This is a genomic window from Microbacterium sp. lyk4-40-TSB-66 (assembly GCF_030209475.1).
Taxonomy (GTDB): domain Bacteria; phylum Actinomycetota; class Actinomycetes; order Actinomycetales; family Microbacteriaceae; genus Microbacterium.
The window spans coordinates 208,655-222,237 of the sequence record NZ_JARVRW010000010.1 but is presented as its reverse complement, the minus strand read 5'-3'; the positions used below and the strand labels follow the sequence as shown (position 1 = coordinate 222,237).

Genomic DNA, 13,583 nt, shown 5'->3' with positions numbered 1-13,583 from the left:
GGCCCGCGCCATCGCTACGTGTTGACGTCGGCGTCGTCGTCTGCTCTCGCAGCGCGGCCGTGATCGACCGGCGGCGCGAGACGGTCCAGCTCGTCAAGGGCCGCCCTGGCACGTTCCACGCGCGCCGGAACGGCGTCATCCCACCAGCGGGGACCGCGCTCGCCCAGGCCCGCCTTCGCCACCCCCACACGGTGGCGCACGGCGGTCAGCACGGCGGGATCTTCGGCGTGCTTGGCCGAGCGGACGGCGGCGCGTGCCCGCCCCAGGTGCGAGCGCAGGCGGTCGGCGACGTCGGTTGGGAGGGCCGGGTCCGTGCGGCGCCAGCGGCGACCGTCGATGACGAGCCATCGTTCGTCGTCGGAGGGGTCTTCCTCGTTCCCGGATGCCATCACCCCACTGCAGCCGACGATGTCGGCGGGTGAAACTCCCCGGCACCGTTCAGACTTCCGTGCTAACTTGGTGCCATTCGTTCTGGGACTTGCTTCATCGACGCCCGCCTCATCGCTGAGATGCCGGGCGCACGGCGCCGAGCCGTTTACGACAGCAATCCCACCCCCAAACATCGCGTGCCCCGCTCGACGGCTTCGGTCCTCGCGTCGCACTCGCGGAAAGTTCTTGTGTCTCTGCTTCACCCTTCGCCACTATCGTGGCGCCAGGCCGATCTCGACGTGTACGTCGCGATGGCCGGATCCGATTACGCCGGTTTCGTCGGCGCGGGCACCTCGGGCTTCGAAGCCCAGGGTCCTCTCGGCGAAAATCTCGGCTTCCATATCTCCGTCGACGCAGCTCAGGCTGCGGTCGACGGATACCGCGTCCGCGGTACCGACTCGGTACCGCGGCGTCCCCGTCCGCTCCGCACTCGTCGGAGCGGCGCCCACGGTCGCGTCTGCGGCTCAACATGAATAAAAAGGAAGAACACGATGGCCACTGGCACCGTGAAATGGTTCAACTCCGAAAAGGGCTACGGCTTCATCGCTCCCGATGACGGCTCCGCCGACCTGTTCGCGCACTTCAGCGCGATCCAGGGCAACGGCTTCAAGGAGCTGACGGAAGCGCAGAAGGTCGAATTCGACGCCGAGCAGGGCCCCAAGGGCATGCAGGCGGCGAACATCCGCCCCCTCTAAGCTCCGCTGAGACCCGGAAGCCGGGCTCGTCGCAGGCGCGATGAGCCCGGCTTCCGGTGTTTTCCGGTGCCGCCGTGACACCGGTGTCGGCCGTGTCGCGGGTATGACCGTTTGCCGTGAGCCTCCTGCACATGTGGATGTATTCCGAGGGCCCCATACGAGGGCACGTAGTGTGGGCCTCACCCCGGGTAACCACCCGGCTCCCGACCACGGTCACCCCCGATCCGAGGAGAATTTTCATCGCCTCCACCATCGTCGAGTCCCGCCTCGGCCCCGTTCGTCAGACGTACTCCGGCACCACCGAGTTCCCCCCCATCGCCAAGGCCTACACAGAGTTGTCGCAGGTCGTCCGCGAGAGCGGGCTCCTAGCCCGAACCCCCCGCTTCTACCTCCTCGTCGCGATCGCGGTCGGGCTCGGCTTCGCCGGCGCCATCACCGGATTCATCCTGCTCGGCGACAGCTGGTACCAGCTGTTGATCGCCGCTGCCCTCGGCATCCTGTTCACCCAGGTCGCGTTCCTCGCACACGAGGCTAACCACCGGCAGATCCTCACCTCGGGCCCCGCCAACGATCGCCTTGCTTTGATCATCGGCAACGGCATCGTCGGCATGAGCCAGTCGTGGTGGGCGTCCAAGCACACCCGTCACCACGCCAACCCGAACCGTGTCGGCAAAGACCCCGACATCGAGATCGACACGATCTCGTTCCTCGACGAGGACGCGGCGAAGGCCCGTGGCGTGCAGCGGTGGATCACCCGCCGTCAGGGCTGGCTGTTCTTCCCCCTGCTCACGCTCGAGGGACTGAACCTGCACGTGCTCGCCCTCCGCCACCTGTTCTCCCGCGAAGAGATCAAGGGTCGCTGGCAGGAGCTCGGCCTGCTCGCGCTGCGGCACGCGCTTGTCATCACCCCGATCTTCGTGTTCCTGCCCCTCGGCATGGCGTTCGCGTTCCTCGGTGTGCAGCTCGCCGTCTTCGGCGTCTACATGGGCGCGTCGTTCGCTCCGAACCACAAGGGCATGGCGGTCATCGCCCCCGGAGCCAAGCTCGACTTCTTCAGCAAGCAGGTGCGCACCTCGCGCAACATCCGCGGCGGCTGGTGGGCGACGTGGCTCATGGGTGGACTGAACTACCAGATCGAGCACCACCTGTTCCCGAACATGGCGCGCCCGCACCTCAGCCGTGCACGCTCCATCGTGCGCGAGCACTGCAAGACCCTCGGTGTGCCCTACGTCGAGACGTCGCTGCTGGAGTCCTACGGCATCGTCATCCGCTACCTCAACGAGGTCGGTCTGGCCGCCCGCGACCCGTTCGACTGCCCGTTGACCGGATCGACGCGTCACCTCTCGGTCAAGTAAGACCCTTCCCTACGAAGGCGCCGTCCCCTCGGGGGCGGCGCCTTCGTCGTTCTCCCGCGATCGTGGGGGGCACGCACACGGCCCGGCACCCGCGCGCGAGCGTCGTCGACCGACGGGACGCGTCGGAACCGCCGCCGGCCGTGAGGCGAACGCCCGTCGACGGGCTGGTCGGTGCCGGCCCGCGTCAGGCGCGGGAGATCTCGTGCAGAACGACGTCGCGAACGTCGCCCTCGGCGAGGGTGAGCGTCATGAAGGTGCAGACGGGCTGGCGGCGGCGATCGGTGGGCGAACCGGGGTTCAGCAGACGCAGACCGTTCGGGGTCACCGTGTCCCACGGGATGTGGCTGTGGCCGAACACGAGCAGGTCGGTGTCGGGGAATGCGGTATCCATCCGCTTCTCCCGCCCCGTCGCCGCTCCCGTCTCGTGCACGACCGCGACCCGAACGCCGTCGATGTCGGCGCGCGCGATCTCCGGCAGCCGGGATCGCAGGTCCTCGCCGTCGTTGTTTCCCCAGACGCCGCACACGGTACCGAGGGCGCTCAGCTCATCGAGCAGGTCGCCGGTCACCCAGTCGCCGGCGTGCACGATCAGGTCCACGTCGGATGCCGTTCGGCGCACGGCATCCGGAAGGGCACGCGCTCGCTTCGGGACGTGCGTGTCGGCCACGAGGAGCAGTCGGGTCACCATTCCCCCACGCTACCCACCGGCGTGTCCGAGGCTCGGCCTCGCGGCGGAATCGTCTTCCTTCACGTCGGCGAACAGTGCCGCGCGCGCCGGGTCGGGCGCGGCGCGAAGGTGCGAACTCCATCGCGCACGACCATCGCCCGACGAGCGACGACAATGTAAGCGTGTCCACTCCCCGTCGCTTCCCTGTCGTCCCCCTGATCGTGGACGCCGCTCTCGTCATCCTCTTCGCGGCGATCGGTCGAGCGACGCACGAAGGCGATGTCTTCGGTCCGTTCGGCGCGGGGCTGGCGACGACGGCCTGGCCGTTCCTGGTCGCCCTGCTGGTGGGCTGGTCGATCACCCGCGCGTGGCGTCGCCCCGTCGCCGTCCTCCGCACCGGGCTGCCGGTGTGGGCCGTGACGGTCGTGCTGGGCATGGTGTTGCGGGCCCTGAGCGGCCAGGGCGTCCCGGTCGCGTTCGTCATCGTCGCGACGATCACCCTCGCGCTGTTCCTGCTCGGCTGGCGCGGCGTCGCTCAGCTGGTGGCCCGCTCGCGCCGCGCGTGAGCGCCCGGGCACGAACGCCCGGGGGCCGAGGGTCGGAACTCAGTCGCTGAGTGAGACGTCGACCTGGATCTCGGCCGCGAGGCGCTCGAGCTCGGTGACCAGGTCGTCGACCTCCACCCCGTCGACCAGCGTCACGGTGATCGCGGCCTCGAAGAGGCGTCCGCCGGCCATCGCGGCATCCGTCGTCTGCGTCGACATCCGCTCGATGCTGACACCCCGCGCGTTGAGCGCGGCGGAGACCTCGCGCACGATGCCCGGTCGATCGTTGCCGACCACGTCGAGGGTCACCGTCCGCGGGGCGGATGCCGACGCGGCGGCCGAGCCGGTGTGAACGGTGACCGCGAGGGTTCCCGCCAAGCCCTCGAGCGCCCGACGCAGCGCCTCCGCACGGTCGGCGGACACCGAGACCTCGACGATCCCGGCGAAGGCACCGGCGAGTTCGGCGAGCTCGCTGTTCTCCCAGTTGCCGCCATGGGCATCGACGATGTCGGCGACAGCGGACACGAGTCCGGCGCGATCGTCACCGACGACGGTGAGCACGAGGGTGACCATGCCCCCAGCGTAGCGAGCGCGGCGCTGCTACCGTGGAGTTTCCGCCAGGGGGTGAACGCGCATGATCGCATCGGTGATCGCCGTGCTGAACGTGATGCTCGCCTCGATGGAGGCGGCCCTCACGCCCGGTGACGGCGCACCCTTGCTCGCGGTCGTCCTGGCGGCGGCCGTGGTTGTCACCGTGGCGATCGTCCTGGTGATGCTGCCGATCCTGACGGGCGGTGCTCCCCCGCCGTCCGCGCGACCCATCGATCCGTCGGCCCCGCTCGCCCAAAGCGACCCCGACGCCGCCGGGCATCCACGTCCGCGCGCCCCGGGATTCCTGGTCCGCACCGCGTAGTCCCGCCCATCCCGCCTCCCTCGGCGGAGACCGTGGCATCCGGGGTCCGCGGTGCCGGTCACCCGCGCCACAGCGGCCCGACGCTCGCACACGAGACGAGGCACGCTCGCGCCCCGTGACCGATCCGCCCGTGATCGCCTCACTCGAACGGACGCCCCATCGACCTCTTCGCCCTGCCCCCTCTCGCCCTCCTCCTCGACCTCGCCACGCGAGCCATGCTCGCTCTCACATCCTTTCTCGATCCCCTCGCCGGTTCGGCCGCCGCCGCACTGGCCGTCGTCGTCGTCACCCTCGTGGTGCGCATCGTGCTCATTCCGGTCGGGGTGTCGCAGGCGCGCGCCGAACAGAGTCGGGCCCACCTCGCGCCTCGACTCCGTATGCTCCGGGAGCGGTGGGCTCGCAGTCCCGAGCGCCTGCAGCGCGAGACCATGCAGCTCTACCGCGACGAGGGCGCCTCGCCCCTCGCGGGCTGCCTACCGGTCCTCGCTCAGGCGCCGGTGGTCGGTCTGCTCTATGCCGTCTTCCTGCACCCCACCGTCGGCGGACACGCGAACGAGCTGCTCGCCCACCAGCTCTTCGGCGTCCCGCTCGGTCGCAGCCTCGTCGACGCGCTGTCGACGGGCATGACGGATGCCGCGACCCTGGCCGTCGTCGGCACGCTCGTCGCCGTGATCGCGCTCGCGGCAGAGATGACGCGGCGGCTGTTGCGTCCGTCCGCCGACCCGGCCGCACCGAGGTGGATGGCTCGACTGGTGGGCGCCCTGCACTTCAGTGCCGCGGTGGTGGCCGTGTTCGTGCCGGTGGCGGCCGGTCTCTACCTCGCCGTGACGACGGTGTGGACACTCGCGCAGCGTCTGTTGCTCCGGCGGCGCTACCCGTTGCCCTCGTGACGGCCGCGACCGACGCCTGGCCGGGCCGTGGCCGGCCCGACCCGTCGCCCGGTACGGCGATGCGCCGCTCAACAGACGGTGCGCACGGTCTGTCCCCCGGGCGGCGGAGGCGGCGCCCGTCAGGCCGCGCGCGCGACCGCGTCCCACCGCGGCGATGCGGATGCATTGACCGCGGCCATCGCCAGCACCAGCAGAGCCGCCGCGGCCGGGAACAGCATGGCCGTCGACACCGACGCGCCCTCGGCGACGGCCCCGGTCACCGCCGACGCGGCGGCCTGAGCGAGCGTCAACGCCGAAGCGAGGAGGGTCATCGTCGAGGCGGTGCGACCGCGCGGCGCGCGGGCTCCGGCGAGGCTGAAGAGGGTGACCAACGAGGGGCCGACCCCGATGCCCATCAGGCACAGCACCGCCGTCACCGTCGCGACGGAGCCGCCCACCGTGTATGCCCCGGCCGACGCGGTGAGCACCACGGCGAAGACGACCAGGCGCCACCGCAGCGTGAACCGAGCCGGGAGTACGGCGACGGCGAGTGCCAGCACGGCCGAGCCGACGCCCATCACCCCGTACAGAAGGGCCCCCGCCTCGGGCGCGCCCTGCGCCTCCATGAACGCGGTGAGCGAGGTCAGCGTCGAGCCGAAGAACAGGCCCACGCCGAAGACGGCCGCCACGAGGACGAGCATGCGGGGATGCAGCAGCTCCCGGAACGGAGCCATCGCCTCCCGCTCGGACCGTTCCGGGACGGCGCGCCCGGTCGGATGGAGCGCGAAGGCGGTCACGAAGACGAAGCTCAGCACCGCGGCACCGGCGATGGGGGCCCACGGCGCGACGAGGGCGGCCAGCACGCCCACGACGAACGGTCCGATCACGAACGCCGTCTCGTCCGCGGCCGACTCGTACGCCATCGCGCGAGAGAAGGTCCGCTCGCGGCGATCGGGGGCCACGCGCTCGCCGATCAGCGCCATCACCCGTGTGCGCGACATCGCCGCGGTCTGCGGACCGGTGAGGCCGATGGCCATCGCGGCGGCGAGAAGCACGCCGTCCAGCGTCGCGGTGGCGACGACCAGCGGGAACACCGCGAGCAGGATGCCGTTGAGCACCCCGACCGGCACGAGTACACGCCGCTGGCCGTACCGATCGGCCAGATCGCCCAGCACGGGGCCGGCGATCACGACGCCCAGTCCCACCGCGGCGGAGGTCAACCCGCCGAGGGCGACGGACCCGCGCGAGGCGACGACGAGGGCCAGGACGCCCACCGTCATCATGGCGAACGGCAGTCGCGCGACGAATGCGACGGGGAAGTACCACGCCCCCGTGTGACGGATCAACGGTCGGTGGGCGACGGCGCTCGGCGACGAGGGCGATGTCATGTATCGGTCTCCGGGGGGGCGGAAGGAACGTGCCGCCTTGCCGGACCGGGCAGGTAGTTACACCGTGCGGCGGGAAGATCCCGCGGCCTCAGTCTACCTGCGGCGTCCCGCCGGGGCGCGGAATCAGCCGATCAGCGCCGCGATCGCGGCGATCACCGACGCGAGAGCGAGCACCAGGGCGATCGCGATCAGCACCGTGTGGACGATGAGGAACGGCGTCGGTTTCCCCGCCGCATTCCGCGCGCGGGGATCCTTCGCGATCCGCGGGTAGAACCGCGGCCAGACGACGACGTTGAACACGGCATTGGCGAACAGCAGCACGATCAGCAGGGGTTCCACACCTCGAGCCTATGCGTCGGCGGATGCGCGCGGCACGGGGACCGTCGTCCGGGGCTCGGACGCGTTCTCCCGGCGGGAGTGGCCCCACGCGCGGTGGCCTCGGCTCACGACGTAACCGCACGAAGCCCGCTCGGACGACACCGCACCCGCCGGACGGCACCCGCCGTCACGATGCGCACGCGATGCAGAACCGGGCGAACGGCCGCGCCTCCAGACGGGCGTCGGTGATCGCCGACCCACACCTCTCGCACACCCCGAAGACACCTGATGTCACGCGCTCCCGCGCCGCGAGGATCTCCGCGCGCTCGGCTTCGGCACCGCGACGCAGCGCGTCGACCTGGGCCCACTCGCCCGACAGCGTGGACCCCTCCGGGTCGTGCTCGTCATCGGCGGTGGCGTCGGCGCGGTCGTGCCGCAGACTGTCCTCGTCTTCACGAAGACGACTGAGACGATGCACGACCTCGCGTTCGCGGTCATCGAGCAGGCGCGTGGCGGTGACGGCATCCATGCTCCGACGCTAGCCCCCACCTCCGACATCGGCTCTCGGGCAGGATCAGCGCATGAGCGAACTCCGCCGTCACTGGACACCGACCGCCGTGGCCTTCCTCGTGCTGGCCGTCGTCGGCCTCGTGGGCACGTGGACCTTCAATGCCCTCGCCATCGTGCAGATGCGTGACTTCATCGGTGATCTCGTGTCCAGCGGCCCGGCGGTGTCATCCATCACCGTCGATCTGCTCGTGGTCGCCGTCGCGGGGAGCATCTTCATCATCGTGGAGGCCCGCCGCCTCGGCATGCGGTTCGCGTGGCTGTACATCGTGCTGTCGGGGGTCACCGCGTTCGCCTTCACGTTCCCCCTCTTCCTCGCGATGCGTCAGCGGCGTCTCACGGCCCGTGCAGCCGTCGCCGAGACTCGCTGACGTTCTGCACTCGCGAACACCGGGGCCGGACCCCGTCGCGTGGGTGCGACCACGGCGAGGGGTCCGGCTCCTCTCCACTGCGCGGCGCCTCTCGCGCGCCGGGGTCTCAGCGTGCCGCGATGCCCTCGCGCAGTCCCTCGACCAGCGGCGTCGTCGGACGCCCGAGCAGGCGCGAGAGCGTCCCGTCGGTCTGCGACAGCGCACCGCGAGCGATCGCGTCGTCGATGCCCGCGACGAAGGCCGCCGTCCCGGCATCCAGTCCCGCCGCCTCGAGACCTGCCGTGAGCTGCGCGATCGTGACCGGGGTGTAGGTCACCGGGCGACCCAGGACCTCGGTCGCCGCCTCCGCGAGTTCGTCGTACGTCCAGGCCACGTCTCCGCCCACTTCGAGCGTCCGCCCGGCCAGCTCGTCGGTCGTCAGGGCGAGGGCTGCGGCCTCCGCGTAGTCGCGACGGCTTGTGCTCGCGACGCGCGCATCGCCGACCGCGGCGACGATCTCGCCGGTGTCGGCGGCGCGGGTCACGGCATCCAGGTAGTTCTCGGTGTACCAGTTGTGACGCAGCACGGTGGCCGACAGGCCCGAGGCGGCGATGGCCTCCTCGGTCGCCTTGTGATCGGCGCCGAGGGCGTAGTCGATCTCGTCGACGCGGGGGGCGCTGGTGTAGACGAGGCGCTCGACGCCGGCGTCTCGTGCCGCGGCGATGACGTTGCGGTGGCCGCTGACACGATCGGCGTCGGTGCCCGAGATGAGCAGCACGCGGTCGACACCCGCGAACGCGCGTGCGAGGGTCTCGGGACGCACGTAGTCGAGCTCGACCACACCGACACCGCGCGCAGCGAGGTCGTCGGCCTTGGAGGGGGTGCGCACTCCCGCGACGATGTCGGATGCCGGCACACCGCGCTGCAGCAGTGCATCGACGACGAGGCGGCCGAGCTGGCCGGAGGCGGCGGTGACGAGAAGGGTCATGGGGTGTCCTTTCGATGGGTACGCCCTGTGCAACCTGCGCCACGCCCGCGCATTCCGGAATGACGGTACCCACTTTCTGGTTAGGTACTCACATGAGCGTCAGTCTTGCCGATCTGCGGGGGCGCAACCCGCAGATCTTCGCCGACGGGTGTCCCACCCGCACCGTGCTCGACCATGTCATGGGCAAGTGGGGCGTGCTCGTGCTGCTCGCACTGTCCGACGGCACCCAGCGCTGGGGGGTCCTGCGTCGCAACGTCGCCGGGATCAGCGAGAAAATGCTCGCCAGCACCCTCAAGACGTTGGAGGCAGATGGCCTCGTCGCCCGCACCGCGTATCCCGAGGTGCCGCCGCGCGTCGAGTACGCCCTCACCGACCGGGGTCGAGACCTCATGACACGGGTCATCCCTCTCATGGAGTGGGTCGCCCACAACGCCGACGACATCGTCGCGCGGAAGGGGTGAGCCATGCGTCTTCCCGACATGCGACAGATGCGCGGAAGCCTGAACGTGCGCACGCCGCGCCGCGTCCCGCTCCTGCAGGTGGCGAAATCCGCGCTCGCCATCGTCGCCGCTTGGCTGCTCGCCGGGTGGCTCGTGCAGGGTCCGCCCCCGATCTTCGCGGCCATCGCGGCCCTCCTGGTCGTGCAGCCGAGCGTCAACCAGTCGTTCACCCGCGCCGTGGAGCGCAGTGTGGGCGTCATCGTCGGCGTCGTGATCGCCGCGCTTCTCGGGCTCGCCTTCGGTTCGCAGCCGTGGGTCGCCCTCTTGTCGGCCGGTGTCGCGCTGGTCGTGGCGTGGGCCGCCCGCATCTCGCCCGGCGCGACGAACCAGATCGCCATCAGCGCGCTGCTGGTGCTCGCCCTGGGTACCGCCACCCCGAACTACGCGCTCGACCGCGTGCTCGAGACGCTCATCGGAGCCGCCATCGGCATCGTCGTGAACGCCGTGCTCGTGCCGCCGGTGCTCGTGCCTCCGGCGCGCGAGAAGGTCGACACGCTCGGACGCGAGCTCGCCGCCTCGCTCGAGCGCCTCGCGGACGCGCTGGAGAGTCCGCAGACCCCGGCCTCTCTCGAGGGTCTCCTGCTCGAGGCGCGCCTGCTGCGACCGGTGCGAGACGCCGCAGCCGATGCACTGCGCGACGGCGAGGACTCGCTGGCGCTGAACCCGCGCAGCGGCCGCCACCGCACCGACCTCGCCGCCATGGGCGACCTGCTCGACCGGTTCACGCCGGTGGTCACCCAGACCGTGGGCATGACGCGCGCGGTCTACGACGGCTACGACTCGTCGATCGTCGACGAGCCCGCCGTCCGCGCGATCGCCGAGCAGTTGCACCGCGCGGCGCACGACGTGCGCCTCGCCTTCGGACTCGACACCGCCTCGGGCCGCAGCATCCAGGCCTCTGCCGTCGAGGAACCGGCCCTCACGCGCCCGTTGCAGATCCAGACGCCGTCGCCGGCGCACTGGGTACTGGTCGGGTCGATGCTCACCGATCTGCATCGCGTGCACGAGACGCTCCGCGGCGACGCGTTCTGATCGGTTCCCCACCCCCGCCCCGCTCGACCTCGGCGGGTGGCTCAGCGGGCGGATGCCGTGGCGCCCTCCGAACGGCGGTGTGGACGACCGTGCTGCGAATCTCCCCCGCGCGCGCCCCCACCGCGCTCCGCGCTGGTTGACTGGGGCACATGGGTACCGCGATGTTCCCCCTCGGCGCCGTCCTCTTCCCGTACACGCCCCTGGCGTTGCGGATCTTCGAGGAGCGTTACCTCGTCATGCTCGGCCGGCTCCTCGATGAGACCGACCCGTCGTTCGGAGTCGTCTTGATCGAGCGCGGTACCGAGACCGGCGGGGGCGACCAGCGCTTCGCCCTGGGAACGATGGCGCAACTGAGCCATGTCGTCCCCCAGGCGGGGCAGATGCAGATCGTCGCGCGCGGAACCGAACGGTTCGAGATCGTCGCATGGCTCGATGACGACCCCTACCCCCGTGCCGACGTCCGGGCACTGCCGGATCTGGAGTGGAACGACGCCCTGACCCCCCTGCTCGAGGAGGCCGAACGGATCGTGCGACGCGTTCTCGCCCGGGCTCAGCAATTCGGGGGCACGCGGTGGGATCCCGAGGTCGAGCTGTCGGAGGAGCCGCTCCCCCGCGCGTGGCAACTGGCGGCGATCGCACCGCTGGGCGAACTCGACCAGATGGATCTGCTGCGCTCGTCGACTCTGGGTGGGCTGCTGCGCGCGACCATAGATCTCACGCTGGCCGCCGAACCGCTGTTGGACGACCCCGTGCCCGACGGAGTCATCGTCGTCGACGACGAGGGCCTCGACGACGACTGACGGCGCTCACCGCGTGGAAGACTCACGGGCATCCCGCCCGTTCGTCGCCACGGCGTGCGGCGTCTCGGCGCCCCGCAGAAGAGCCGGGACGCCCGAGGCCCGAGGCGACCGTGTCCCACGGCACCCCGGACCTCGCACGCTCGCTCAGTTGAGTTCACGCACCGTCGCGGGGATGACGCCGTCGCGGTAGAGATCGATGGCGAGATCCTGCAGCGCGGTCAGTGCGACGCGCTGCGTCTGGGGACCGTACGAGATGCGCGCGACGCCGAGCGCCTCGTACTCCGCCGCCGTCAGCGCACCGGGTACGCCGATCACGCTGAGCTTGCGGTCCCCGAGCCCCTCCACCAGGCGGCGCGTCGTCTCGGCATCCAGCTTCCCCGGGACGAACACCGTGGTGGCCCCGGCGGCGAGGAACGCGCGACCGCGCTCGACGGCATCCGCGACCTTGTCGTCGAGGGGACGGTCGGCGCCCTTGAGGAACACGTCGGTGCGCGCATTGAGCACGAAGGGCACGCCCTCGGCCTCACCCGCCGCGATCACGGCCTCGACGGCGCGCACCGAATCGGCGAGCGGTTGCACCTTGTCTTCGACGTTCGCCCCGACCACTCCGACGCCGATCGCCCGGCGCGTGGTCTCGCCGGGGTTGCCGAAGCCGGAGTCGAGGTCGGCGGTCACCGGCACGTCGACCGCGGCCACGATGCGGCCGACCATGTCGAGCATGACGTCGAGCGGGATGTTCTCGCCGTCTTCGTATCCGAACGTCGCGGCGATCGAGTGGCCGGCGGTGGCGAGGGCTTTCGTCTCGGGCAGCGCCGCGACGGCCTGCGCCGAGATGACGTCCCAGATGTTGACGACGCGGAGGATCTCGGGGGCGGTGTGCAGCCGCGCGAAGGTCTGGGCCTGTTCGGGAAGGGTGCTCATGCGTCTTCTCCTGTCGTGCGGTCGACGATGGCTTCGGCAATGAGGGTCTCGCCTGCGCCGAAGCGGATGAATCGGCCGATCGTGGCCGGCTGCACGAGCGTGGCGGCGACGACCGCCGCCACGTCGGCCCGCGAGACCTCGCCCTTGCCCTGGGGGGCGGTGGTGATGCGCCCCGTCGGGGGGTCGAGCGTCAGAGTGCCCGGGCCGAGGATCGTCCAGTCCAACTCGCTCGCGCGCAGGTGATCGTCGGCGGCGAGCTTCGCGTCGGCGTAGGCGAAGAAGGAGTCGTCGGGGTCGATCCCATGGTCGGGCGTCGACCCGATCCACGACACCATGACGAAGCGCCGCACGCCCGCCTTCGCCGCGGCATCGACCGCGCGCTGCGCGGCATCCCGGTCGACGGCGTACGTGCGCTCGGCGCTGCCCCCGCCGGCACCGGCCGACCAGACGACGGCGTCTGCTCCTGAGAACGCGTCCGCCATCTCGTCGACGTCGGCCTTCTCCACGTCGAGCACGAGGGGCGTTGCGCCCGCCTGCGCGATGTCGTCGGATTGGTCGGCGTTACGGATGACCGAGGTGGCCTCGTCGCCGCGATCGGCGAGCAGTCGGGCCAGATGCAGCGCGACCTTGCCGTGCCCGCCGATGATCACGATGCGTTCCATGTCGTTGTCCTCCTACGTTGTCGATCGGCATCTCCGAGAGCAGGCGGTCGACCCGATGGGCCGAGGCTTCCTGCACCGCATCGCCGCAGCAACGCCCGAGATCCGTCCACGACCCTACGCAGCACCACCGACATCGGTCGGCGGGGTTGACGCCCTCAGCCGACGTCGCCGTCGACGTACACCCAGCGGCCGCCGCGACGCACGAACCGGCTGCGTTCACGCAGTTCCCCGTCGCCCCCGTGCTGACGCCACCTCGCTCGGAACGCCACGACAGCGGCATCCCCGTCTTCGACGGCGTGCTCGATGACGAGGCCGTGCCACGACGTGCCGTCGTCCACGTCGATCTCGTCGGGCCGGGTGCGCGGATGCCACGTCCGGGTGAGGTGCACCCGGTCACCGAGGGCGAACGCCGTGTACCGCGAACGCATCAGCCGCTCCGCAGTGGGCGCGGGAGCGCCGTCGAGGATCGGCCCGCAGCACCGCCCGAACGCGCCGCCTCCGCACGGGCACTCGGCTGCCGCCGACGGACGAGTGGATGCCGACCCGAAAGACATCCCGCCACTCTAGGTTCTCCGCACCGGTGC

19 protein-coding genes are annotated in these 13,583 nt (G+C 70.9%); 9 read left to right on the top strand and 10 right to left on the bottom strand.

All coding sequences use genetic code 11. The features are described 5' to 3' along the window. Window positions 1-14: 14 nt before the first annotated feature. The gene (locus QRO03_RS13465) at window positions 15-389 is read right to left on the bottom strand and encodes a biopolymer transporter Tol (protein WP_285137998.1); all 375 of its coding nucleotides are present in this window, start codon (window positions 387-389) and stop codon (window positions 15-17) included. A 531-nt stretch (window positions 390-920) separates the two neighbouring features. Between QRO03_RS13465 and QRO03_RS13460 the strand changes: the two genes are divergently transcribed. Both QRO03_RS13460 and QRO03_RS13455 read left to right on the top strand, forming a co-directional pair. Further along, window positions 921-1,124, top strand: a complete 204-nt coding sequence (locus tag QRO03_RS13460) for a cold-shock protein (RefSeq protein WP_013583139.1) — start codon at window positions 921-923, stop codon at window positions 1,122-1,124. A gap of 251 nt (window positions 1,125-1,375) precedes the next feature. Beyond that, window positions 1,376-2,479 (top strand): fatty acid desaturase family protein, encoded by a 1,104-nt coding sequence (locus QRO03_RS13455; RefSeq protein ID WP_502883047.1) that lies wholly within the window; start codon window positions 1,376-1,378, stop codon window positions 2,477-2,479. 184 nt (window positions 2,480-2,663) lie between these two features. Here QRO03_RS13455 and QRO03_RS13450 read toward each other — a convergent pair whose 3' ends face one another. Next, window positions 2,664-3,167: a metallophosphoesterase family protein gene (locus QRO03_RS13450; RefSeq protein WP_285137997.1), complete on the bottom strand. Its 504-nt coding sequence runs from the start codon at window positions 3,165-3,167 to the stop codon at window positions 2,664-2,666. A 161-nt stretch (window positions 3,168-3,328) separates the two neighbouring features. Here QRO03_RS13450 and QRO03_RS13445 point away from each other — a divergent pair, with 161 nt between their 5' ends. Further along, entirely contained in the window at window positions 3,329-3,712 is a 384-nt protein-coding gene (locus QRO03_RS13445; RefSeq protein WP_285137996.1) for a DUF3054 domain-containing protein, read from the top strand. A gap of 39 nt (window positions 3,713-3,751) precedes the next feature. Here the strand turns inward: QRO03_RS13445 and QRO03_RS13440 are convergent, their stop codons facing one another. Then, complete coding sequence (locus QRO03_RS13440) at window positions 3,752-4,264, bottom strand: glycine cleavage system transcriptional repressor (RefSeq protein ID WP_285137995.1); 513 nt, start codon at window positions 4,262-4,264, stop codon at window positions 3,752-3,754. A 61-nt stretch (window positions 4,265-4,325) separates the two neighbouring features. Here QRO03_RS13440 and QRO03_RS13435 point away from each other — a divergent pair, with 61 nt between their 5' ends. Then, the gene (locus QRO03_RS13435) at window positions 4,326-4,604 is read left to right on the top strand and encodes a DUF6412 domain-containing protein (RefSeq protein WP_285137994.1); all 279 of its coding nucleotides are present in this window, start codon (window positions 4,326-4,328) and stop codon (window positions 4,602-4,604) included. A 215-nt stretch (window positions 4,605-4,819) separates the two neighbouring features. Then, window positions 4,820-5,494: a membrane protein insertase YidC gene (yidC, locus tag QRO03_RS13430; protein WP_350224134.1), complete on the top strand. Its 675-nt coding sequence runs from the start codon at window positions 4,820-4,822 to the stop codon at window positions 5,492-5,494. Between the two features lie 119 nt (window positions 5,495-5,613). Here the strand turns inward: yidC and QRO03_RS13425 are convergent, their stop codons facing one another. From QRO03_RS13425 to QRO03_RS13415, 3 genes are all read right to left on the bottom strand, one after another. After that, complete coding sequence (locus QRO03_RS13425) at window positions 5,614-6,861, bottom strand: MFS transporter (protein WP_285137993.1); 1,248 nt, start codon at window positions 6,859-6,861, stop codon at window positions 5,614-5,616. Window positions 6,862-6,984: 123 nt separating this feature from the next. After that, window positions 6,985-7,200: an SCO4848 family membrane protein gene (locus QRO03_RS13420; protein WP_285137992.1), complete on the bottom strand. Its 216-nt coding sequence runs from the start codon at window positions 7,198-7,200 to the stop codon at window positions 6,985-6,987. Window positions 7,201-7,366: 166 nt separating this feature from the next. Then, window positions 7,367-7,708: a TraR/DksA family transcriptional regulator gene (locus QRO03_RS13415; RefSeq protein WP_285137991.1), complete on the bottom strand. Its 342-nt coding sequence runs from the start codon at window positions 7,706-7,708 to the stop codon at window positions 7,367-7,369. Between the two features lie 52 nt (window positions 7,709-7,760). On the opposite strand from QRO03_RS13415, the gene QRO03_RS13410 reads away from it, so the two are divergent. Further along, window positions 7,761-8,117, top strand: a complete 357-nt coding sequence (locus QRO03_RS13410; RefSeq protein ID WP_285137990.1) for a DUF2834 domain-containing protein — start codon at window positions 7,761-7,763, stop codon at window positions 8,115-8,117. A 106-nt stretch (window positions 8,118-8,223) separates the two neighbouring features. On the opposite strand, the gene QRO03_RS13405 is transcribed toward QRO03_RS13410, so the two are convergent. Next, window positions 8,224-9,084 (bottom strand): SDR family oxidoreductase, encoded by an 861-nt coding sequence (locus QRO03_RS13405; protein ID WP_285137989.1) that lies wholly within the window; start codon window positions 9,082-9,084, stop codon window positions 8,224-8,226. A 92-nt stretch (window positions 9,085-9,176) separates the two neighbouring features. Here QRO03_RS13405 and QRO03_RS13400 point away from each other — a divergent pair, with 92 nt between their 5' ends. The 3 genes from QRO03_RS13400 to QRO03_RS13390 all read left to right on the top strand — a co-directional run bounded on the left by QRO03_RS13400 (window position 9,177) and on the right by QRO03_RS13390 (window position 11,416). Further along, a complete protein-coding gene (locus tag QRO03_RS13400; RefSeq protein WP_285137988.1) occupies window positions 9,177-9,545 on the top strand; it encodes a winged helix-turn-helix transcriptional regulator in 369 nt (122 codons plus the stop codon). 3 nt (window positions 9,546-9,548) lie between these two features. Next, window positions 9,549-10,616: an FUSC family protein gene (locus QRO03_RS13395; protein ID WP_285137986.1), complete on the top strand. Its 1,068-nt coding sequence runs from the start codon at window positions 9,549-9,551 to the stop codon at window positions 10,614-10,616. A 149-nt stretch (window positions 10,617-10,765) separates the two neighbouring features. Further along, window positions 10,766-11,416, top strand: coding sequence for an LON peptidase substrate-binding domain-containing protein (locus QRO03_RS13390; RefSeq protein WP_285137985.1), 651 nt, complete (start codon window positions 10,766-10,768; stop codon window positions 11,414-11,416). A 144-nt stretch (window positions 11,417-11,560) separates the two neighbouring features. Here QRO03_RS13390 and QRO03_RS13385 read toward each other — a convergent pair whose 3' ends face one another. The 3 genes from QRO03_RS13385 to QRO03_RS13375 form a co-directional block, all read right to left on the bottom strand. Next, entirely contained in the window at window positions 11,561-12,337 is a 777-nt protein-coding gene (locus QRO03_RS13385) for an isocitrate lyase/PEP mutase family protein (protein ID WP_285137984.1), read from the bottom strand. Next, window positions 12,334-12,999 carry an SDR family oxidoreductase gene (locus tag QRO03_RS13380; protein WP_285137983.1) on the bottom strand — a complete coding sequence of 222 codons (666 nt, stop codon included), beginning with the start codon at window positions 12,997-12,999 and terminating at the stop codon, window positions 12,334-12,336. The genes QRO03_RS13385 and QRO03_RS13380 overlap by 4 nt, the downstream gene beginning before the upstream one ends. A gap of 155 nt (window positions 13,000-13,154) precedes the next feature. Next, entirely contained in the window at window positions 13,155-13,553 is a 399-nt protein-coding gene (locus tag QRO03_RS13375; protein ID WP_285137982.1) for a YchJ family protein, read from the bottom strand. Between the last annotated feature and the right edge of the window lie 30 nt (window positions 13,554-13,583).